We start from the raw sequence: 20,196 nt of genomic DNA, 5'->3' as shown, positions 1-20,196 counted from the left end.
CAATTGCCCGAACATGCGGTCGCGGACGGCGAGTCTCGCGACACACCCGGTAACCACCACTCGGAACGCTCGGTAACGTGCACTGCGAATATGCTCGACACTCCGATCACGCAGCAGGACAGGCGAACCGGCGAATGGAATGCGGCCACCTCCTCGCGCAGGCGGCGGTCGGGTTCGACGCGGACGCACCGCAGCACACACCTTGACCTCGATAATGGTTGAGGTTCTACCGTGACTCTCAGTTGATCTGAGCGAACAGGAGAACCCCACCATGATTCTTGTAACGGGAGCCACGGGAAATATCGGTAGTGCGCTGGTGAAGGAGCTGGCGGGCGCCGCGCCGGTGCGGGCGTTGACACGCGATGCCGGCCGGGCGCGGGTTCCCGAGGGGGTGGGGGTCGTCGAGGGAGACCTCGAGGATGCCGGCTCACTGGCACCGGCACTGGATGGGGTTCGGTCGATATTCCTGCTGTCTCGGGTGGGGCCGGACGAGGAGATCGTCGAGGCGGCTCGGCGGGCGGGGGTTGAGCATATTGTGCTGGTTTCGTCGATTACGGTGACGACGCATCCGCATCTGGGGCCGGCGGCCGAGAATGCGGCGGTGGAGAAGCTGGTCGCGGCCGGTGGGATGGAGTGGACGTTTCTGCGGCCGACGCAATTCGCGTCGAATACCGCGATGTGGGCGCCGGCGATCAGTGCGAATCAGCCGGTCGAGATTCCGTACGCCGATGTTGGGCTGCCGACGATTCATCCGGCCGATATCGCGTCGGTAGCGCGGGCGGCGCTGACCGATTCCGCGCATCGTGGGCGCACGTATGAGCTGACCGGGCCGGAGCTGATCACCCCACGTCAGCAGGTCGGGGCGATCGCGGCCGCGCTCGGCCGGGAGGTGACCGTCAACGAAATCAGCCGGGAGCAGGCACGATCGGGGTTGGTCGAGGTCTTCGGTGAGGATGCCGCCGACGCGGTGCTCGATCTGATCGGCGGGGATGTGAATGAGGAATTGCTCGCGGTGCGCGACACGGTGGAGCGGATTACCGGAGTGCCCGCACGCCCATTCCATCAATGGGTCGCGGAGAATGTCGCCGTATTCCGATGAGCATTCCGAGCGGGGAGCCTTCGGAAGAGCCTTGATCGACTGAGCAGGCCAGGCTCCTCAGCCCTTCACTCGCAGAACCTCCCGCAACCGGGCTCCGATTCGACTCCTCTTCGACGGCAATCGAATTCCCAGATACGCCGCGAATCCTGCGATGTCGGCGTCGGTGGAAATCTTCGGGCGACCCCGCGCCCATTCGGCGAACGTCTTCTCGAAATCCGGTCCTGCGGCGTGGGCGAGCAGGGGGTTGTGGCGGGCGAGGATGCCGGCGCGTTTGCGGAGCAGGGCGGATTCGGCGGCGCGTAGGGCTGCGTCGTCGAAACCGGGCGGCGTGGACTCGCCTGCGACCAAGGCTCGGACCAGCGCCGCTTGACGTTCCGCGAGGGCGCGGAGGGCTTCGGGCGAAGCGCCGTGGCTTGCCGGGTCGGGGCGCTCGCCTGCCGGACCACCGCGGTGACTCCCGGGGACCACGGCGGTCACACCCGGCCCCGAACTGAGCGCGCGGCGCGGGCGCGGGCGGTGATCGGGGCGCGGGCGGCGGCGTTGGCGATGGCGTCGAGTTCGTCGAGGAGTTCTTCGGCGGGTGGATAGTTTCCGTCTCGTTCGAGCATCAGCGGGGCGGGGCAGTCGGTGGTGAATTCGGCTACCAGCGTGAGGACTTCGGCGGGAACGGGATGCTGGTGGGTGTCGTGGTAGTGACCACCGGATTCGGTGCCGCCGGCGATATGGCAGTAGGCGAGACGGTCGACGGGCAGGCGGCGCAATTCGGTGAGCGGGTCGCGGCCACGGTTGCGGGCGTTTGCGTAGACGTTGGCGATATCGATCAGCAAATACGCGCCAGTGCGTTCGACCAATTCGGTGAGGAATTCCGATTCGGTGAATTCGTCGTCGGGCCAGTCGAACAGGGCGGCGATATTCTCCACCGCGAGCGGAACCGGCAGCCCGTCCTGCGTGCGAATGATGTTGCGGGTCAGCACATCCAACGACGCGCGGGTGCGCGGAACGGGCAGCAGGTGGCCGGCCTCCAACCCGCCGGCCCGCACGAACGCCACATGTTCGCTCACCAGCGGCGCCGACACCCGCTCGGCGCACAACGCGAGATGGGCGATCCGCTGGTCATCCACCGGATCGACCCCACCCAACGACAGCGTGACCCCGTGCGGCACAACACTTGTGCCCCGCGCGCGCAGCGCCTCCAGTTCGGGCGGCACAGCAGCGGTGGCGGGCAGCGATTCCGCGATCACCTCACAGAAGTCCAGCCCGTCGAGCTGCTCGATCAGGCCGCAGATCTCCGAGCGCCAGCCGATGCCGAGCGCGTGATCGGGCAGTAGTCCGTTCATGAATTCAGCCGCCGCAGCCACCGCAACCACCACAGCCGCCGCAACCACTCCCACCGCCGTCTCCGCCACCATCGCCGCTACCGCCATCGGCCCCACCCGAGGGCGGTTCGACGGCCTGCGCCAGTGCCGGATCGAGCACCATCAGCGCGGCGGCGCCGAATACCGCAACGGCGACAGCGGCCGCGCCGATACCGTAGGTGGTGTAGGCAGGTGAATTCGACGGACGCAGATGTGAATTGTCTTCTACAGCAGTAGCTTTGGCTGCTTCCCCGCGCGGCGTCAAACGCTCCGGCGTCATCACCCACCAACCGGCGAAAGCCAGCACGAGCAGGCAGGGCACCAGGAAGCCCGACGGATTGCCCGCGATCACACCGGCGATGAACCGCACGGCACCGAACACCCCGACGATCACGATCGGCATTCCGGCATCGCGTGCGTCGCGCTTGTCCACCTCGCCGGTCAGATAGCCGCGCTCGACCAGCGAGGTCTCCAGCTCACGCAGCGGCCCACTCGCCGCAGACGTGATCTCGGTGATCGTCTGCTTCTTCGGGCCGAGCACGGTGTAGATCGCGCTGGTGAACCAGTCGAGTTGGGCCCGGTCGGCTGCGGTGGGCGTGCGGGTGGGCGTGGCCTCGGAATCGATGAGTTCATGGCTGCGCAGCAACGTGACGGCGGCGGTGACCGCGCGTTCCTCGCTGAACAACATCGCCGTCTCCGGCGCCGTCAGCTTGTCCAGCGAGACGCCGTTCCATTCGGACGCATGCCGATTGCTGTACTTGCGGAGCAGGTACACGCCCGCCGCGATGGCGAGCAGCGCGATCGGAATGTAGATCAGCAGGAAATCGCCGCCGGAGATGCCCCAGGTCTCGCCCGCCGCGAACCACTGCGTGCCAATCATTTCCGAACCTCCGGCCGACGACGAAGCAGCCAGTACGGCCTGATCAACCACCGCAACCACCGCCGCCGCATCCGCCGCCGCCACCCCCGCCGTCGCCTCCGCCGCCGTCACTTCCACCGCCGCCGTCGGCGCCACCGGTCGGAGCATCCACCGCACTCGCCAGGCCCGGATCGAGAACGGTCAACGCGGACGTGCCGAAAACGGCCACCGCGATCGCGGCCGCACCCACGCCGTAGGTGGCGTAGGCGGGCGAATTCCGCGGCCGCAGATAGGTGTGCTCGGACACCGCGCGCTTCTTGGCCTCGGCGCCGCGCCCGGTCACCCGGCCGGGATGAGCGACCAAACGCCAGGCGATCGCCAACGCCGCGAGTACGAAGAACAGGAACAGCGTCGGATTGCCGTTGATCAATCCCGCGAAGAACCGGACGACGCCGAAGATCCCGACGATCGCGATGGGCATGCCCGCATCACGGGCGGCCCGCCGGAATACGGCGTCGGGCATGTACCCGCGTTCGGTCAGCGATGCTCGCAACTGCTCGATCTGCGCACTCGCCGCCGCCGCGATGCCGGCGACGGTCTGTTCCTGCGGGGTCAGCCGGTCGAAGATCGCCAGGGTGAACCAGTCGAGCTGGGCGCGGTCGGCCGGGGTCATCGCCCTGGTCGGGGTGGCCCGCGAGTCGATGAGGCCGTGGCTGCGCAGCAACGCCAGCGCCGCCATCACCGGCCGCTGATCACCGTGCAACATGGCGATTTCGGGCGCGCTCAACTTCTCGGTGGGCGCGGCCGACCGGTCGATATTGCGCCGCAACCACACTCCCGCCGCCACCGCGAGTATCGCCACCGGGATGTACACCGACAGGAATGCCGGGCCGGAAATGCCCCAGGTCTCCCCCGCGAGTACGTCCGGATGCGCTGCGGCGAACCGCTGGATCACATTCATTTTTCGCGCCTCCGACCTGCGTCACTGTTGCACCAAGTATCGGGACGAATGGTGTGCGGCGCTACGACGAATCCGTGGCGCGCCAGTAAAACCCGCGTGACCGGTGAGTTTTCAGCCCAGCCAGTCGAGCACCGAGGCCGCGGTCCAGGACTGCTGCATGCTGCCGAGCGGTTCGCCGGTGAACGGTTCGTAGTATTCGGCGAAGCTGCCGTCGCTGGCCTGGCGCAGGCCCTCGGCGCGCAGCATGTAGGAACGTTCGGCCCAACCCCTGCGGGCGAATGACCAGGAGAACAGCCAGGTCATCACCGGCCAGACCGGGCCCCGCCAGTACTCGCGTGGACGGAAATCCTTGGATACCGGGGAGGTCGAGGGCGGCAGCGCGTACCGCAGATCGGGGTGAGCGCACCAGCGCGGACCCTCGAACGAACGGATCAGCGCGCGTTCGGCGTCGCGTTCGAGCCCGCCGCACAGCAGCGGCGCGAACATCGACAACGTTTCGGTGGTGATCCAGCGCTGCAACCGGACGTCGAAATCGCGCGCCGCGCCGGTGCGTGGATCGGCGGAGGCGACCACACCGGCGCGGAACCGTTTCGCCCACCCGTACAGTTCACGCACGTCGGCGTTGGGCTGGTGGTATTCCTCGCCGATCTGGGCCAGCACCTCGCAGGCCATGGCGAAGATGGCGGAGACGAAGACGTCCTCGACGGCGAAACTCATCGTCGAGGTGAGCTGGAAATCGTCGTAGCCCGCGCGGCGCATCTGCTCGACCAGCCACAGGTAGCGGTCGTATTCGCGGTCGCTCGGGCGCTGGGTCGGATCGTCGATGACCAGCACGTCCTCGCGACGATAGGCGGGCAGATCCTCGGGCACCACATTCGCGTAGGCGCGATCCCAGCGCGGTGAATTGTCCATCCCGGATTCCCAGCCGTGATAGATCGTGATCCGGCCGTTCTCCTTGGGGTCGCGGGCAGTGGCGAGCCAGCGATGCCAGCGCACCAGATCCGGCCAGCGCCGGTTCAGGAACTCCTCGGCCACCGCGCGGGTGCTGCGGCCGTGCCTGCGGGAATGGTCGAGAATGCGCTGCACCGCGATGGCGTGCACCGGCGGCTGAGTGATGCCGGACGTGTCGGGGCCGTCGGGGGCGTGCGCGGCCAGCGTGCGGCACTCCCACCTGGCCGGACCCGGGAAATAGCCGTCGACGCCGTTGGCGAAGACGATGTGCGGGATCATCCCGTTCTTCCACTGCGCCGACAGCAACGTGTCGAGCTCGACCACCGCCCGCTCCACACTCAACGGCGCCAAACCGACCGTGACGAACGCGGCGTCCCAGCTCCACATGTGCGGATACAGCCGGGGCGCCGCGCTCGTCATCGTGCCCAGGTCGTTGCCCCGCAGCAGATAGGCCGCGCGGGCGGAGAGCTGAGTGGGGGTGAAACCTGGGTGGACCATGCTCCTATTCTGCGGGTTCACCGGCAGAAACGCTTGTCCGGGCGGGGTAGTTACATGGCCGTGAGCTGGGTGTTTCGGGTGCGTCACCGATGAGCGTTGCGGGGCAGCGGAGTCGGCCCCACGCCGTCGCCGGGTGGGGCCGACGCTCGACCTCAGTACTGCTGCGGCTGTCGCTGGATCGCGCTGGCGCCGATCGAGCCGAGCAGGGTGATGATGCACAGGCCGGCGATCAGGTTGATCACGGCCGTGGCGATCTTCGCGTCCAGGTCCGCGACCAGCGTGAACGGCAGCAGGACCGCCAGGGCGGTGAGCAGGCCGGTGATCCAGTAGTAGAACTGCATCGGGCTCGGCATGAACGCGAGCAGCAGGTTCAGCAGACCGGTGGCGGCGATGGCGGCGGCGGCGCCGGCCAGGGCGTAGGACGTGGTGGAGACCGTGCCGTAGGCGCCCGCGCCCTCCGGCGAGAGCACCGAGATCTTCAGAATCCCGCGAACCAGCATGATCGCGACGACGATGACCAGCGCCACGACCACCGCGGTGCCGACGCCACCCGCCCACAATCTGCCCAGGTTGATCTGCGGCATCTGCCGCTGCCGTTCCTGTCCGTACTGCTGCGGCTCCTGCCCGTACTGCTGCGGCTGTTGCTGCGAGTACTGGCTCTGGGTGTACGGCTGGGTGTAGGGCTGCTGGTGCGGGTCTTCCCGCCCGTAGTTGCGCGACGGATCCGTCATAGGGCGAAACTACCGCGCCGAGCGCGGCATGCATATCCGAATGAGCTGTCGGGCCTGTCGCCGAATGGGTCCGCGGCCCGACCGCCGGTTAGCGTTGCCCTCATGACCACCGCCTCCGCTTCCGACTCGGACCGCCCCACGGCCCTGATCACCGGTGCTGCCCGGGGTCTGGGCGCCGCGATCGCCCGCGCCCTCGCACCGACGCACGACCTGCTGCTCGGGGCTCGCTCGGCGCAATCGCTCGAACCGATCCTCGGCGAACTTGCGGGCGCGACGGGCGTGCCGGTCGACCTCACCGACTACGCGGCCGTGGCCGAGGCGGTGGCGTCGATCGCACGCCTCGATGTGCTGGTGCACAACGCGGGTATCGCCGATCTGGGCACCATCGCCGAATCCTCGGTGCGGCAGTGGCGGACGACGCTGGAGGCCAACGTCATCGCGGTCGCGGAGCTGACCCGCCTGCTCCTGCCCGCCCTGCGCGCCGCGAACGGGCATGTGGTGCTGATCAACTCCGGTGCCGGCCTGCGCGCCAACGCCGGCTGGGGCTCCTACGCGGCCAGCAAGTTCGCCTTGCGCGCCTTCGGTGACGCACTGCGCCTCGAGGAACCCGACCTGCGCGTCACCTCGATCCACCCCGGCCGCATCGACACCGATATGCAGCGCGAGATCGTCGCAGGTGAGGGGCGTGAATACCGTCCAGAGGAATTCCTCACCGCCGATACCGTCGCGCTGGCGGTGCGCAATGCCATCGAGACGCCGCGCGATGCCCACCCGACGGAGATCATCCTGCGCCCGATCGCACGGTGAGTCACTGACGCGGGCGCGTCTGCGCGGTCCACTGCCTCCCGTCGAACCAACGCAGCAGGCCGGGATTCGCTTGATCGGCGTACCAACCCGGCGCCTGCGTGGCGGTCCCGCTCGCGCGGGCGCCGCACCGGTAGAGTCCGCCCTGAATTGGCACGTCAGTGAGTGTTTTCGGGTAGCACGGTTCGTTCGGCGAGCGGGGTTGCGTGATGGACAGACGCCAGATGTTGTCGATGTTGGCCGCGGGGACGGCGATGGCCTTGGCCGGATGTAGTGCGGCGCAGGGTGAGCCGGCCGCGGTGGGGATGCCGGAGGTGCCGGTTCCGGCGCCGGTGCCGCCGCCGCTGCTGCCGCCACCGCCGGGTGGGCCGAAGGCGACGATCGCGGCCCAGACCATTACCGCGCTGCCTGGGCCGGGGAGCAGTATGGCGCTCACCGTGGACGACGGCGCGAGTCCCGAAGTAGTGGCCGCCTACATTCGATTCGCCAAGGACACCGGCGCGCGGTTCACGTTCTTCGTCACCGCCTACTACGAATCCTGGGCGGTTCATCGTGACGAACTGCGGCCGCTGGTCGATTCCGGGCAGATCCAACTCGGCAACCACACCTGGGATCACGCCGACCTCACCGCGATCTCTTCGAATGCGGCCGCGTCCCAACTCGAACGCTGTAAGACGTTCCTGTGGAACAACTTCGGGGTCGACGGCACGCCCTACTACCGACCGCCCTTCGGCAGGCACAACGCGGCGGTCGACGCCGTCGCCGCCGACCTCGGCTACACCGTCCCGGTCATGTGGTACGGCTCGCTGTCGGATTCCGGGCTGATCACCGAGGCGTACCTGATGGAATGCGCGCGTAAGTATTTCAACCCGCAGACCATCGTCATCGGGCACGCGAACTTCCCACCGGTCACCCGCTGCTACGGGCAACTCGTCGACATCATCCGGGAACGCAACCTGTCGATGGTCACGCTGAACGATGTGTTGCAGGTGCGGGCCTGAACCGCGGGCTCAGGCCGTACGCCCTACTCAGGGAACGATGTTCACCATTCGGCCCGGCACCACGATGATCTTGCGCGGCGCGTTGCCCTCCAGCAGCGCCGCGATCTTCTCATCGGCCAGCGCCGCCGCCTCGATCGAGGCCTGATCGGCATCGGCGGGCACCTGGATCCGGCTGCGCACCTTGCCCTTCACCTGGATCGGGTACTCCACCGACTCGTCCACCAGCAGTGCCGGATCGGCCACCGGGAACGGGCCGTGCGCCAGCGCGGTGGTGTGGCCGAGGCGCTCCCACAGTTCCTCGGTGATGTGCGGAGCCAGCGGGGCCAGCATCAGCACCAGCGGCTCGACCACCGAACGCGGAGCGCCACCCGGGTAGGCCTTGGTGAGATGGTTGGTCAGCTCGATCAGCTTGGCGCCCGCGGTGTTGTCGCGCAGCGCGGCCAGATCCTCATCGACGCCGGCGATGGTCTTGTGCAGCAGCCGCAGCGTCTCGTCGGAGGGCTGCTCATCCGTGACGCGCAACGCGCCGGACTCCTCGTCCACCACCAGACGCCACACCCGCTGCAAGAACCGGTGCGCGCCCACGACGTCCTTGGTCGCCCACGGACGCGAGGTGTCCAGCGGACCCATCGACATCTCGTAGAAGCGGAAGGTGTCGGCGCCGTACTGATCGCAGATCTCATCCGGGGAGATGGCGTTCTTCAGCGACTTGCCGATCTTGCCGTACTCCTGGTTCACCTCGATCTCGGTGCCGGTGGCGTCGGTCCAGAAGAACTTGCCGTCGCGCTCCACCACCTCGGCCGCGGGTACATACGCGCCACGGGAATCGGTGTAGGCGTAGGCCTGGATGTAGCCCTGGTTGAACAGGCGCCGGTACGGCTCGCAACCGGAGACGTCACCCAGATCGAACAGCACCTTCTGCCAGAACCGCGCGTACAGCAGATGCAGCACGGCGTGCTCCACACCGCCGACGTACAGGTCGACGCCGCCCGGATCCTCGGGACCGTGACCCTCCGGGCGCGGACCCAGCCAGTACTGCTCGTTCTCCTTGGCGCAGAACGTCTCCGAGTTCGTCGGATCGGCGTAGCGCAGCTGATACCAGGAGCTGCCCGCCCAGTTCGGCATGACATTGGTGTCGCGGCGGTACATCTTCGGGCCGTCGCCAAGATCCAGTTCGACGTTCACCCAGTCGGTGGCCTTGGCCAGCGGTGGCGACGGCTCGGAATCGGCGTCGTCGGGGTCGAAGGTGACCGGCGCGAAATCGTCCAGCTCCGGAAGTTGCACGGGCAGCATGGATTCCGGCAGTGCGTGCGGAGCACCGTCCTCGTCGTAGACGATGGGGAACGGTTCGCCCCAGTACCGCTGCCGGGCGAACAGCCAGTCGCGCAGCTTGTACTGGACGGTGCCGGTGCCGTGGCCGTCGGCTTCCAGCCTGCCGATGACGGTGGCCTTGGCCTCCTCGACGCTCAACCCGTCCAGGTAGTCGGAGTTCACCAGGGTGCCGTCGCCGGAGTAGGCGGCCTCGGTGACGTCGCCGCCGGAGATCACCTCGACAATCGGCAGGCCGAACGCGGTCGCGAACTCCCAGTCGCGCTGATCGTGCCCGGGGACGGCCATGATCGCGCCGGTGCCGTACCCGCTGAGCACGTAATCGGCGACGAAGATCGGCACCTGCGCGCCATTGACCGGGTTGGTGGCGTAACTGCCGAGGAAGACGCCGGTCTTCTCCTTGTTCTCCTGCCGCTCCAGATCCGACTTCGCGGCGATCGCCTTGCGGTAATCGGCCAGGGCATCGGCGGGGGTGGCGGCACCGCCGTTGGTCCAGCGCGGGTCCACGCCCTCCGGCCACGCGGCGGCGGTCAGCTGATCGGCCAGCTCGTGCTCGGGGGCGAGCACCACGTAGGTGGCGCCGAACAGGGTGTCCGGGCGGGTGGTGAAGACCTCCAGCTCATGACCGTCGGCGGCGAAACGCACCTGCGCGCCACGCGAACGACCGATCCAGTTGCGCTGCATGGCCTTGACGTTCTCCGGCCAATCCAGGCGATCCAGATCGTCGACCAGCCGGTCGGCGTAGGAGGTGATCCGCATCATCCACTGCCACAGGCGCTTACGGAACACCGGGAAGTTGCCGCGCTCACTGCGGCCCTCGGCGGTGACCTCCTCGTTGGACAGCACCGTACCCAGACCGGGGCACCAGTTGACCACCGAATCCGTTTGGTACACAAGACGATAGGAGTCGATCAGGGCACGACGCTCGGCCGCGGACAGGCTCGCCCAATCCTTGTCACCCGGCACCGCACGCGCGCCGGTGGCGAACTGCTCTTCCAGTTCCGAGATCGGGCGGGCGCGATCCAATTCCTGGTCGTACCAGGCGTTGTAGATGCGCAGGAAGATCCACTGCGTCCACTTGTAGTACTCGGGATCGGTCGTGGCGAACGAGCGACGGCGATCATGGCCCAGACCCAGCCGGTCCAGCTGACGCTGCATGGTCGCGATATTCGACTCGGTGGTGTCGCGCGGATGCGCGCCGGTCTGCACCGCGTACTGCTCGGCGGGCAGGCCGAAGGCGTCGTAACCCAGCGCGTGCAGGACGTTGCGGCCGTGCATGCGGTGGTAGCGGGCGAACACATCGGTGGCGATATAGCCCAGCGGGTGACCGACGTGCAGGCCCGCGCCCGACGGGTACGGGAACATGTCCTGCACGAACAGCTTGTCCGGCGGGGTGGGTCCGGCCAGCGGGCCCACCGGGTTCGGGGCGTGGAAGGTGCCGCGCTCGGCCCAGGTCTGCTGCCAGCGGCGCTCGATCCGTCCGGCGAGCTCGGCGGTGTAGCGGTGCGCAGGTGCGTCGTCGGACGCGGCGGTCTGCCCGGCCGCAGGGTCGGTTGCACGGGTGTCCTGCACGGTTCTGCCTTCTTTGCTCGCCGATCGGGAGAAATATCGTCGTCGAACAGGGTAAGACCTGGGACTTGACAACCCCAAAAGGGGCTGTCGCGGCATTCGCCGGCTCGGCTGTCGAGTGGGCGCGCCTATGGGTCGATGATCGCCGTGATGGCGGCAGCAACCGCACGATGGTGGCAGCGGCGCGATGGTCGCGGGCACGATGGCGGCGCACCGACGGCCACGAGGTGGCGCGCCGAGTTCCTTGCCCGCGTGATGCCGACCACGATTGCCCGCATCACCGGGGAGCGGCGGACCGCTGGTGGGAGGCCCTGCGGTAGCCTGCTCGGGTGGTTGTCGTCCCCATCATCCTGTTCCTGCTGGCCGCGGTAGCGCTGGCGATCGGCGTGCTGGGACTGGCGGGCAAACTGCCACGCAACCGGTTCGTCGGCGTGCACACCGATGAGGCGCTGAGCACCGACGAGGTCTTCCGCGTCGCCAACCGCGTCGCCGCCCCCACCTCCCTCGCCGCGGGCGCCCTGCTGTTCTGCGGCGGACTCGTCACCATCGCCGCCGGCGGCTTCGCCGTCGTCCTGGTGGCCCTCGGCGTCGGCGTGATCGCGCTGTTCACCCTCGGCGCAGGCGCCACCGCCGGAGCCCGAGCCGCCGCCGCCCTCGCCCCACCCGCCGAGACCGGCGGTTGCGGCAACTCCTGCGGAGCCTGCTCCCTGCGCGACACCTGCCAGCCCGCGGTCTGAGCGCCCGGGTTCACAAAGGTCTGACCCACGTGTCCGATCGCGGCTTGCGTCGCTGACGACGCACAAGGCCTGACTTTTCTTCGCCGGCACCGCGTTGTCGTTTTCCACAGACCAGTGACCGAACACACAATATGTGCGAAAATCGCACCATGTCGGATGACCGCGTGTGGGCAGAGATCGGCGAGCGTGTGCGTGAGAGCCGGCTTGCCGCCGAACTCTCGCAGGGCCAACTCGCAGATCGCGTAGGGCTCGAGCGCAGCAAGATCGCCAAAATCGAGGCAGGCAGTCGCCAGATCAATGCGGTCGAACTGAGCAAACTCGCGGCGGCCCTCGGGATGCCTATCGGACATTTCCTGTTCCCTCAGCCCGAAGTGATCTCCCGACGAACACCGCTGGTCGACGACACGGACACGCAGACCGCACGGATTTCTTATCGCATCGAATCGGCGCTGAGCAGCTGGTTGCGCGATGTGCACGACGCCATCGGGTTCGGCATGGAGCGCCCGGCAACGCGGCACTACGCGGGCCCCGTGGAAACGGCTGACGACGCTCGCGCGGCCGCACAATGGCTTCGACGGGAACTGGGTCTGGATGTCGAACCCATCGCCACCATGATGGCGGTCTGCGAGAAGGCCGGACAGTTGGTGCTCGTTGTCGACGTTCCAGGCGAGGGGGCCTCACTGATCGAAGACGATCTCGCGGTCGCAGTCGTCAGCAAGGACGGCGATCCCGGTCGCCGACGCGCTACGGCAGCCCACGAACTCGGCCACATGGTGCTCGGTGACGAATACTCGAGCGACCTCGGCGGCGGCGTTGCGGCAGCCAGGTCCGAGCGTGAAGCGGTGATCGACGCCTTCGCCGCCGAACTTCTACTGCCCACGCAGGCAGTTCGGCAGCACGATCCCGAAGCCGCCGAGCTGCGAACGGCCCTCGTCGGGCTCGCGGCTCGCTACCGCACTTCATGGACCCTGACGATTAGACAGGCAGAGGTGGCAGGGCTGATCGATCGCCAGGGTGCTGCGACATTGCGATCCGGCCCGACCCCGACCCACGCGGAGATGATGCAGGCCGTCGGATGGACCCCGCTACCCGACTTCGAACGCATCCGCGTGCCACCCAGCTACGCAGATGCCGTACTCAGAGCGTGGCGCGGAGATCTGATCACCGCTGCTCGCGCTGTGGAGATGATGCACGGCCAGATCTCGGCACAGGATCTAGGACTCGTCGACGAACGGCCTTGGAGCCCTGAGCTCGCATAGCCAGCCGGACCCAGCTCTGCTAGCATGCAACCAATGCCGCCCCATTGCGGTGGGGCTGGAAGTGAGCCGTGGGAGATCTCGCCGGACGACGAGGCCCACGGCTCGCGCTATTTCCGAGCTCGGTTCACAAGTGGTGAATGTCCACCAAGCCGCCCAACTTGTCGAGATATCGCGGGTTGCCGACCCGGTATTGGACGACCGCCCCGCAGACCACATCGGCGATCCACAGCATGGGCTCCGCGGGTCCAGCAAGATGATTCACCCGAAACCCGCTTCCGATGATTTTTCGGGATCGAAACTTCTGCACCAGGTCGAGGTCACTATTGTCCTGGGGGCCACGCGACTCGAGGGTGAGCTGGTCACATGGCATCCGCGCCAGCTCAGGAAAGAGGTATTCGAGGCATTTCCGACGATGACGACGATCGCCGGCTCGGGCCTGGTGGTGAACAACCACGACACTCATGGCGGGGATGTCGACCAATGCGGCGACCAAGTCCTCTCGTCGGCTGTCCGTGCTGGAGTGCCAGTGGACCTTCTTCTCGTCGGGCAATCGCAGCGCGTCCATCGCGGAGCGGACGGGTGGCACATCGCCGCTGTCGATCAGCACTGCCGCGACGAGGTAGGTGTCGGGGTCACGACTTGGCTGAGAACCACTTTCGTCCCCCCACGCTGTCAGCATGAGCGGGAAGTTTACGGTCGGTCGGGCATCGATTCCGAATCCGGTGAGTCACTCGACGGTTGGCCAAGAGACCACTCACCAGTGGACAGCTAGCAAGACATCAGATGTAACACTGGTCACATCTTCACCGAGTGGCTATCGTCAGTCGGCATGGAAAGTACCCGCTGGAGAGCGACCTGCAAGCTTGCGTTGTCCGCCTTCATCGCGGGCGGAGTTCTCACTGCGACCATGCCCGCGGTGCAGGCCGAGCAGACCGGGCCGGATGTGTCGTCGTGGCAGCACATCGATGGGCGGATGATCGACTGGTTCGCGGTGAAGCGGGCCGGGCACGACTTCGCGATGGTGAAGGCGACCGAGGGGCTCAGCTATATCAACCCGTATTTCGTGCCGGACAGCGTGTTGATGCGGGCGGCGGGGGTGGCGCGGGGCACCTACCATTACGCGCGGCCGCAGCTGCCGCCGGAACCGCAGGCCGCGATGTACGCGGCGGTGGTGCTCGGGCAGAACGGGCCGCTGGATCTGCCGCCGGTGCTGGACCTGGAGGATTCGGGTGGGCTGGCGCCGGCCGCGCTGATCGACTGGACGCACCGCTACCTCAACACCGTCCAGGCGCTCACCGGGCGGGTGCCGATCATCTACACGTACCCGAACTTCTGGCGCACGGCGATGGCCGACAGCAATCAGTTCCACCGGTACCCGCTGTGGATCGCCGACTATCGCGGCAATCCACAGCCGGAGGTGCCGGGTGATTGGCCCGCGTGGACGTTCTGGCAGACCACCGACAGCGGGTCGGTGCCGGGCATCGCCGGTGGTACCGATGTGAACGTCTACAGCGGGGCGCAGGGCAATTTCGCGCAGTTCGCGAACATGGCCGGGCTGTTCGGCAGCAGCTGAGCTAGATCCCGATGCGGCCGCCGTCGGCCTTCCACACCGCGACCACCGACGGACGCGGCTGGGTGTCACCCCCATCGGGCCAGTGCGAGACGGGCGCGTCGGCCGACGCCCCGTCCTCTTCGCCCGGATGCTGCACGCACACCAGCACCCGCTGCTCGGTGATGACCGGCCCGCAGGTCTCGCCGCCGGCGGGCACGGTGAGGAACTGCTTGGTCTCGCCGCGACGCTCACCCTCCAGCGTCACCGCGAACAGGCCGTCGTTGGATTTCAGCGCGTTGCCGTCGGTGGAGATCCACAGGTTGCCGTACGGGTCGAAAGCCACATTGTCCGGGCAGGAGATCGGGCTGACCTTGGTCTTGTCGAACCCGCCGTAGTAGGTGTCGGCGGCGGCCGGGTCGCCGCACACCAGCAGCAGCGACCAGGTGAACTCGGTGCCCTTGTGATCGTCGACGATCTCGAGGATCTGGCCGTTCTTGTTCTTGATCCGCGGGTTGGCCTCGTCGACGCCGGCCTTACCGTCTTCGCCGCGCTTGCTGTTGTTGGTCAGCGCGACGTAGACCTTGCCGGTCTTCGGGTTGGCCTCGAAGTCCTCCGGGCGGTCCATCTTGGTGGCGCCCACCTTGTCGCCGGCCAGCCGGGTGAACACCGCGACTTCCGGCGCCGTCATGCCTTCGACCAGCGATTTCGCGCTGCCGTCCTCGGCGGTCTCCAGGAGCGGAATCCACTGACCCTTGCCCGTGAAGCCCTGGTCGGAGGGCACATTGCCGGAGCCGTCGATGCGGTCGGGGTGATCGCCGGTGAGCTTGGCGACGTACAAGGTGCCCGCGTCGAGGATGGTCATGTTGTGGCGGCGGCTCGCCGCGCCGGTGCCGGGCTGGATCTTGCGGGACGAGACGAATTTGTACATGTACTCGAACCGCTCGTCGTCGCCGCTGTAGGCGACCACGGTGCCGTCATCGGTGACGTGAATATTGGCCGACTCGTGCTTGTTGCGGCCCAGCGCGGAATGCTTGACCGGGGTGGACGCAGGATCCCACGGGTCGATTTCGACGACGTAGCCGAAGCGGTTGGACTCGTTGGGTTCCTGCGCCACATCGAAACGCTTGTCGAACTTCTCCCAGAAATGCGGGGAATCGACTTCGCCGACGCCATAGCGCTCGGCACGTTCGGCAGCAACGGGATCGGCGGGTTTGCCCACGAAATAGCCGTTGAAGTTCTCTTCACCGGAAAGCACGGTGCCCCAAGGAGTTACCCCGCCGGCACAGTTGGCGAAGGTGCCGGCGACCTTGGTGCCGGTGGGGTCGGCGGAGGTCTTCACGAAATCGCTGCCCGCGGCCGGGCCGGTGAGCAGGAATTCGGTGTCGGCGGTAATGCGGCGGTTGTATTTCCCGAACGCCGGGGTGAGCTTGCCCGAACCGGTTTCACCTGCCACCTCGACCACCGAAAGCCCGTGCGCGGCAATGGCGATGCCGAACTGTTCGGGCGTCATGGTGTCGCCGTTGAAGCCTTTGAACATGAACGGTTCGGTGGTGTATTCGTGATTGACCACCAGCAGGTAACGGTTGGCCTGGCCTTCGATCGGCAGCAGCGCGGCGAAATCGTTGTTGTAGCCGAACTGTTTGGCCTGCGCGGCGGCGGTCTGATTGTCGAAATCGAATTGCGGCGCGTCGGGGAAGATCGGATCGCCCCAGCGGATCACCACACCCTGTTCGTAGCCCTCCGGCACGACAACGGCATCTTCTTTATTGGGTGCCACCGGTGTGAACGCGGTGCCCGACCCGGCCTCGGAATTCGATGCCGCCTCGGCGCCGTCGTCACCGCAAGCCGCGAGCAAACTTCCGGCGCCCACCGCGAGCACCGCGGCCGCGCCACCCTTGAGCACCCCGCGCCGCGACATCGCCGAGACGATGTCGCCGAAATATTCGCCCGAGGACTTGTTGGAGACCTCGTGGAAGCACGCGTTACCGCACTTGTAGGCGCAGGTAACCGCGGAGCGCGACGATGTGCCGTCGTGCTGCACGAACAGGGCGAGTGGGGTGAAGCTCACGGTGCCTCCTGGATCAAGCCGACGGGCGCACGCTAAACCACCAGGGCGATTCGAAGGCTACGGCAAGATGAACGTCCATCGAATTAGGCAATCCTCAGTTATTGCCCTGAACAGGACGAATCGTCACATGTCGACGCTCGTCACACCGGTTCGCCACGTTCCCACGCCTGGAGAATCTCTTCGAGCGTGCGCCGCTCACCCGGCATGCCGTATTCGTCGAGCGTCGACCAGGTGCCGTCATCCCACTGCACCCACCCACGCGACTCGCTCACCGCACGAACCGTTCGGCCCGCTGATCCGGAACGATCGCCCCCACCGCGACCAGAGTTCGGTACGCATCCCGCTTATGCGGGCAACTATCGATGCTGCACCGACGGTGCGACTGCATCGTGGCATGCGCCATCCGCGCCGACATCCGCGGCGCCCGCGCGGTGATCGGAGGTTCGTCGTCATCGAAGGCGTAAGGGAGGACGTAGATCAGGGCGAGCAATAAGACGGCAACCGTGCTCGACACAGCGAACGCGGTGATGTAGTCGGACATGAAACCCCCTGCGGTTGTTGATTTTTTGGGTCCGCGCAGCGCCGGGGTGTGGGCACGCACCCGGCGCCGCGCGGTGATGCAGACAGTAGGAATGCGCAGGGGCGGTGAGGGGTACGTTTCGTACCTCGACCGCGTGTACCCGGGGCTACGCTGGGAGAGAGGGTTTCAGCAGCGGAAGGGATGCCGTGGTGATCAGCCCTATCGAGGATGCGCCGATCGGGGCGCGCATCAAGCGCCTGCGAGAACGAGCCGGCATGTCGCGAACTGTGCTCGCGGGCTTGCTCGGCCGGTCGACCGAATGGCTGAAGGCAGTCGAGAACGGAAGATTGCAGCCACCGCGACTGCCCATGCTGCTGCGGATCGCGCACGCGCTCGAGCTGTCGGATCTGGCCGAACTCACCGGAAACGGGTACGCGGTCCCAGTGGCGGTGTTCGCCGGGGAACGACATGGGGCGCTCACCGACGTGCAGGCCGCCCTCACCGAGTACCGGTTGGCGGCGCCGGCGCGACCGGCGAACATCACTCATCTCGAGCAACGTCTGCGCCAAGCCTGGACCATTCGGCACGCCAGCCCGGACCACCGGACGCAGCTCGGGAGACTGCTCCCCGGGTTGATCAGAGACGCGCAGGGCGCGGTGCGGGCCGGTGGTGAGAGTCGCCGGGCGGCGCGCCGGGTCCTCGCGGGGGTCTACCAGCTGGCCGACTTCTACGTGGCCTACCAGCCCGCGCCGGAGCTCGTGTGGTTGGTGGCCGATCGCGCACTCTCGGAAGGCTACGAGGCTGACGACCCTTACGTGATCGCCTGCGGCGCATGGGCGATGACACAGGCGTTACGGGACTCGGGCCGGTGGGAGGAGGCCGATGCGCTCGCCCGCACGGCTGTCGAGGGCCTCGAGCCCTACCTCGACCGCGACCAGACGCCCGATGACTGGCGCGGCATCGCTGGTGCCCTGCACGCCGAGATCGCCTATGTCCACGCCCGCCGCGGCCGCCACGGCGAGGCCTGGTCGTACTGGGAGAAAGCCGAGGCCACCGCCCGTCGACTGGGCCCGGACTACCGGCACATCCAAACGTCGTTCTCGGTTCCGGTAATGGCCGCCCATGCGACGACGCTCGGCGTCGAGCTGCGTCGCTCCGGCGAAGCACTCCGAGCGGCCCGCGGGTTCGACGCCGACCGCATAGCCTCGGTCCCGCGACGCAGCCGCCATTTCATCGAGGTGGCCCGCGCCCACTACCAACGCGACGAGCCGGTAGCCGCGCTCGCGCTGCTGGACAAGTCGGCCCGCACCGCGCCCGAGACCATCAAATACAACGGCCACGCCCGCGACATGCTGCACGCCCTGATGCACAATCCACCGTCCGGGATGAAGAACGACGTCAACGACCTCTGCCGGGAGATTGGGCTCGTTTCGGCTGGCTAGCTAGCCGAGCTAGCTACGCTGGCTTGCACTGCGCCGCACCTCGCCCAGCAGGAAAGAGTTCGCCGCTCGCCCGCACAGCGGCTCGACTCAGCCCACCCCGCTCCACCGAGAGCTACATGGCTGAGGCAAACGTCGAGAAGACCCCTCGGTCATGTAGCTCTCGCGAGGTGCGGTTAGCTATTGACCTCGATTACGGTTGAGGTTTCATGCTGGGGGCATGAGCATTCGGGATAGGGATGTGCCGGTTATCGGTGATGAGACCGTCGATCATGCGGCTGATCGGGAAGCCATCGAGGCGATCATCTCCACGGTGGAGACTGCCTACAACACCAATGACGCCGAGTTGATGGTGCGGGATCTGGCGGCGAATGCGGTGGTCGGCAACGCTGTTGGCGTGTTGCAGCGCGGGCGGGAGGCGGTGCTGGAGGCGAGTCGGGCGGGGCTGGCCGGGTTTCTGAAGGACGAGTACGTGCGGTACGAGGTGACCGATATCGGGTTCCTGCGGCCGGATGTCGCTATCGCGCACAAAGCGGCGCGGGCGGTGACCGCGGAGGGTGAACCGATCGACATCGATCCCGCGATGATCGCCCTCTATGTGCTGGTCAAGCAGGACGGGCGGTGGTGGGTCGCGGCCCGGCAGAACACCCCCGTTCCGCAGGCCGCCTGACGTCTGACGGCGCCCGATCATCCTTCCCAGCGATGATGGGGCCGGCCCGGCGTCACTACCGTGATGACCGTCGGACAGACCGCTGCGGCGTACGCGACCATGGGGTGGCAAGACAGTTGTTCATCCGGGGGCGGCGTACCACCTGCCCAGGAATACGCTGCCGACGCCACCCCATCCGCGGTCCCGCAGCCGTGCGGCCGGTTTCACTCGCCCGGGACCGCCGGATCGGCCCGAGTGAGTGCCACGACCGGGATGATCCGCTGGGTCTTCTTCTCGTGGTCGGCGAACCACGGGTAGGTCTGCTTCAACATCGCCCAGATCCGCTCGCGCTCCTCGCCCTCCAGCGGCGTCGCGTGCGCGTCGTAGGTTTCCTCGCCCACCTCCACGACGACGTTCGGCCGCTGGACCAGGTTCGAATACCAGTCCGGATGACGGGATGCGCCCATATTGGACGCGATCACCAGCAACCGGTCGCCGTCGCGGTGGAACATCATCGGCGAGGTATGCGGTCGCCCGCTGCGGCGGCCGGTCGTGGTCAGCAGGAGCAGTCGATCCCGGCGCATGCCGTCGGGGTCTTCACCTGCCCGGAACTTCGCGATCGTCTCTTGATTGATCCGCGCGAGATCCACCACACCTCCTCATGACATCCGGCCATTCGCCGGCCGGTGGTCGCCCGGGTCGAGGGCGGAACCGTGCCGACGATACATCGCTCGAGCGGATGGCCGAGGCGTCGGAGGTGCGGCGTCGAGTCCGTTTCGAAGCCGTACAAACGGCGGGTCGAGAGTCGTCGAGGC

At 67.2% G+C, this 20,196-nt stretch carries 21 protein-coding genes; 8 read left to right on the top strand and 13 right to left on the bottom strand.

Features of this window, described 5'->3' with window-relative positions; translation table 11 throughout:
- The first annotated feature begins 271 nt into the window (after nucleotides 1-271).
- Nucleotides 272-1,099 carry an SDR family oxidoreductase gene (locus FEK34_RS13160; protein ID WP_138448074.1) on the top strand — a complete coding sequence of 276 codons (828 nt, stop codon included), beginning with the start codon at nucleotides 272-274 and terminating at the stop codon, nucleotides 1,097-1,099.
- A 57-nt stretch (nucleotides 1,100-1,156) separates the two neighbouring features.
- Here FEK34_RS13160 and FEK34_RS30415 read toward each other — a convergent pair whose 3' ends face one another.
- The 6 genes from FEK34_RS30415 to FEK34_RS13130 all read right to left on the bottom strand — a co-directional run bounded on the left by FEK34_RS30415 (nucleotide 1,157) and on the right by FEK34_RS13130 (nucleotide 6,454).
- Nucleotides 1,157-1,576, bottom strand: a complete 420-nt coding sequence (locus FEK34_RS30415) for a hypothetical protein (RefSeq protein WP_212748751.1) — start codon at nucleotides 1,574-1,576, stop codon at nucleotides 1,157-1,159.
- The gene (locus FEK34_RS13150; RefSeq protein ID WP_171048202.1) at nucleotides 1,573-2,436 is read right to left on the bottom strand and encodes a DUF692 domain-containing protein; all 864 of its coding nucleotides are present in this window, start codon (nucleotides 2,434-2,436) and stop codon (nucleotides 1,573-1,575) included. The genes FEK34_RS30415 and FEK34_RS13150 overlap by 4 nt, the downstream gene beginning before the upstream one ends.
- Before the next feature lie 4 nt (nucleotides 2,437-2,440).
- The gene (locus FEK34_RS13145; RefSeq protein ID WP_138448073.1) at nucleotides 2,441-3,334 is read right to left on the bottom strand and encodes a TIGR04222 domain-containing membrane protein; all 894 of its coding nucleotides are present in this window, start codon (nucleotides 3,332-3,334) and stop codon (nucleotides 2,441-2,443) included.
- Between the two features lie 43 nt (nucleotides 3,335-3,377).
- The gene (locus tag FEK34_RS13140) at nucleotides 3,378-4,274 is read right to left on the bottom strand and encodes a TIGR04222 domain-containing membrane protein (protein ID WP_138448072.1); all 897 of its coding nucleotides are present in this window, start codon (nucleotides 4,272-4,274) and stop codon (nucleotides 3,378-3,380) included.
- A 111-nt stretch (nucleotides 4,275-4,385) separates the two neighbouring features.
- On the bottom strand, nucleotides 4,386-5,723 hold the full coding sequence (gene ggh, locus FEK34_RS13135; protein ID WP_138448071.1) for a glucosylglycerate hydrolase: 1,338 nt from the start codon (nucleotides 5,721-5,723) through the stop codon (nucleotides 4,386-4,388).
- Nucleotides 5,724-5,875: 152 nt separating this feature from the next.
- Nucleotides 5,876-6,454 carry a DUF6069 family protein gene (locus tag FEK34_RS13130; protein ID WP_138448070.1) on the bottom strand — a complete coding sequence of 193 codons (579 nt, stop codon included), beginning with the start codon at nucleotides 6,452-6,454 and terminating at the stop codon, nucleotides 5,876-5,878.
- Between the two features lie 102 nt (nucleotides 6,455-6,556).
- Between FEK34_RS13130 and FEK34_RS13125 the strand changes: the two genes are divergently transcribed.
- Nucleotides 6,557-7,261, top strand: a complete 705-nt coding sequence (locus FEK34_RS13125) for an SDR family oxidoreductase (RefSeq protein WP_138448069.1) — start codon at nucleotides 6,557-6,559, stop codon at nucleotides 7,259-7,261.
- A 1-nt stretch (nucleotide 7,262) separates the two neighbouring features.
- Here FEK34_RS13125 and FEK34_RS13120 read toward each other — a convergent pair whose 3' ends face one another.
- The gene (locus FEK34_RS13120) at nucleotides 7,263-7,415 is read right to left on the bottom strand and encodes a DUF2510 domain-containing protein (protein WP_249359062.1); all 153 of its coding nucleotides are present in this window, start codon (nucleotides 7,413-7,415) and stop codon (nucleotides 7,263-7,265) included.
- 52 nt (nucleotides 7,416-7,467) lie between these two features.
- Between FEK34_RS13120 and FEK34_RS13115 the strand changes: the two genes are divergently transcribed.
- The gene (locus tag FEK34_RS13115; protein WP_249359059.1) at nucleotides 7,468-8,259 is read left to right on the top strand and encodes a polysaccharide deacetylase family protein; all 792 of its coding nucleotides are present in this window, start codon (nucleotides 7,468-7,470) and stop codon (nucleotides 8,257-8,259) included.
- Nucleotides 8,260-8,286: 27 nt separating this feature from the next.
- Here the strand turns inward: FEK34_RS13115 and leuS are convergent, their stop codons facing one another.
- A complete protein-coding gene (gene leuS / locus FEK34_RS13110) occupies nucleotides 8,287-11,160 on the bottom strand; it encodes a leucine--tRNA ligase (RefSeq protein WP_138448068.1) in 2,874 nt (957 codons plus the stop codon).
- A gap of 326 nt (nucleotides 11,161-11,486) precedes the next feature.
- Between leuS and FEK34_RS13105 the strand changes: the two genes are divergently transcribed.
- Nucleotides 11,487-11,894 (top strand): SdpI family protein, encoded by a 408-nt coding sequence (locus FEK34_RS13105; protein ID WP_138448067.1) that lies wholly within the window; start codon nucleotides 11,487-11,489, stop codon nucleotides 11,892-11,894.
- Nucleotides 11,895-12,043: 149 nt separating this feature from the next.
- Nucleotides 12,044-13,153 carry a helix-turn-helix domain-containing protein gene (locus FEK34_RS13100; RefSeq protein WP_212748750.1) on the top strand — a complete coding sequence of 370 codons (1,110 nt, stop codon included), beginning with the start codon at nucleotides 12,044-12,046 and terminating at the stop codon, nucleotides 13,151-13,153.
- 124 nt (nucleotides 13,154-13,277) lie between these two features.
- On the opposite strand, the gene FEK34_RS13095 is transcribed toward FEK34_RS13100, so the two are convergent.
- Complete coding sequence (locus FEK34_RS13095) at nucleotides 13,278-13,832, bottom strand: DUF3800 domain-containing protein (protein ID WP_138448065.1); 555 nt, start codon at nucleotides 13,830-13,832, stop codon at nucleotides 13,278-13,280.
- Between the two features lie 150 nt (nucleotides 13,833-13,982).
- Here FEK34_RS13095 and FEK34_RS13090 point away from each other — a divergent pair, with 150 nt between their 5' ends.
- Nucleotides 13,983-14,726: a glycoside hydrolase family 25 protein gene (locus FEK34_RS13090; protein ID WP_138448064.1), complete on the top strand. Its 744-nt coding sequence runs from the start codon at nucleotides 13,983-13,985 to the stop codon at nucleotides 14,724-14,726.
- 1 nt (nucleotide 14,727) lies between these two features.
- Here the strand turns inward: FEK34_RS13090 and FEK34_RS13085 are convergent, their stop codons facing one another.
- From FEK34_RS13085 to FEK34_RS13080, 3 genes are all read right to left on the bottom strand, one after another.
- A complete protein-coding gene (locus FEK34_RS13085) occupies nucleotides 14,728-16,773 on the bottom strand; it encodes a PhoX family protein (RefSeq protein WP_138448063.1) in 2,046 nt (681 codons plus the stop codon).
- Nucleotides 16,774-16,913: 140 nt separating this feature from the next.
- Nucleotides 16,914-17,045 (bottom strand): hypothetical protein, encoded by a 132-nt coding sequence (locus tag FEK34_RS31145; RefSeq protein ID WP_283206597.1) that lies wholly within the window; start codon nucleotides 17,043-17,045, stop codon nucleotides 16,914-16,916.
- On the bottom strand, nucleotides 17,042-17,374 hold the full coding sequence (locus FEK34_RS13080) for a hypothetical protein (protein WP_138448062.1): 333 nt from the start codon (nucleotides 17,372-17,374) through the stop codon (nucleotides 17,042-17,044). The genes FEK34_RS31145 and FEK34_RS13080 overlap by 4 nt, the downstream gene beginning before the upstream one ends.
- A gap of 125 nt (nucleotides 17,375-17,499) precedes the next feature.
- Here FEK34_RS13080 and FEK34_RS13075 point away from each other — a divergent pair, with 125 nt between their 5' ends.
- Nucleotides 17,500-18,735: a helix-turn-helix domain-containing protein gene (locus FEK34_RS13075; RefSeq protein WP_138448061.1), complete on the top strand. Its 1,236-nt coding sequence runs from the start codon at nucleotides 17,500-17,502 to the stop codon at nucleotides 18,733-18,735.
- Nucleotides 18,736-18,952: 217 nt separating this feature from the next.
- The gene (locus tag FEK34_RS13070) at nucleotides 18,953-19,402 is read left to right on the top strand and encodes an SgcJ/EcaC family oxidoreductase (protein WP_138448060.1); all 450 of its coding nucleotides are present in this window, start codon (nucleotides 18,953-18,955) and stop codon (nucleotides 19,400-19,402) included.
- A gap of 203 nt (nucleotides 19,403-19,605) precedes the next feature.
- On the opposite strand, the gene FEK34_RS13065 is transcribed toward FEK34_RS13070, so the two are convergent.
- The gene (locus tag FEK34_RS13065) at nucleotides 19,606-20,031 is read right to left on the bottom strand and encodes a nitroreductase/quinone reductase family protein (RefSeq protein ID WP_138448059.1); all 426 of its coding nucleotides are present in this window, start codon (nucleotides 20,029-20,031) and stop codon (nucleotides 19,606-19,608) included.
- Nucleotides 20,032-20,196: the final 165 nt, after the last annotated feature.

It is taken from the genome of Nocardia cyriacigeorgica (assembly GCF_005863245.1).
GTDB classification, from domain to species: Bacteria; Actinomycetota; Actinomycetes; order Mycobacteriales; family Mycobacteriaceae; genus Nocardia; species Nocardia cyriacigeorgica_C.
This window is presented reverse-complemented; position numbering and strand designations above follow the sequence as displayed.

Excerpts from the sequence above, each read along its gene's own strand:
- FEK34_RS13160 (WP_138448074.1), top strand. The coding sequence starts at position 272 with ATGATTCTTGTAACGGGAGCCACGGGAAATATCGGTAGTGCGCTGGTG.
- FEK34_RS13150 (WP_171048202.1), bottom strand. The coding sequence starts at position 2,436 with ATGAACGGACTACTGCCCGATCACGCGCTCGGCATCGGCTGGCGCTCG.
- FEK34_RS13145 (WP_138448073.1), bottom strand. The coding sequence starts at position 3,334 with ATGATTGGCACGCAGTGGTTCGCGGCGGGCGAGACCTGGGGCATCTCC.
- FEK34_RS13140 (WP_138448072.1), bottom strand. The coding sequence starts at position 4,274 with ATGAATGTGATCCAGCGGTTCGCCGCAGCGCATCCGGACGTACTCGCG.
- ggh (WP_138448071.1), bottom strand. The coding sequence starts at position 5,723 with ATGGTCCACCCAGGTTTCACCCCCACTCAGCTCTCCGCCCGCGCGGCC.
- FEK34_RS13130 (WP_138448070.1), bottom strand. The coding sequence starts at position 6,454 with ATGACGGATCCGTCGCGCAACTACGGGCGGGAAGACCCGCACCAGCAG.
- FEK34_RS13125 (WP_138448069.1), top strand. The coding sequence starts at position 6,557 with ATGACCACCGCCTCCGCTTCCGACTCGGACCGCCCCACGGCCCTGATC.
- FEK34_RS13115 (WP_249359059.1), top strand. The coding sequence starts at position 7,468 with ATGGACAGACGCCAGATGTTGTCGATGTTGGCCGCGGGGACGGCGATG.
- FEK34_RS13100 (WP_212748750.1), top strand. The coding sequence starts at position 12,044 with ATGTCGGATGACCGCGTGTGGGCAGAGATCGGCGAGCGTGTGCGTGAG.
- FEK34_RS13095 (WP_138448065.1), bottom strand. The coding sequence starts at position 13,832 with ATGCTGACAGCGTGGGGGGACGAAAGTGGTTCTCAGCCAAGTCGTGAC.
- FEK34_RS13090 (WP_138448064.1), top strand. The coding sequence starts at position 13,983 with ATGGAAAGTACCCGCTGGAGAGCGACCTGCAAGCTTGCGTTGTCCGCC.
- FEK34_RS13070 (WP_138448060.1), top strand. The coding sequence starts at position 18,953 with ATGAGCATTCGGGATAGGGATGTGCCGGTTATCGGTGATGAGACCGTC.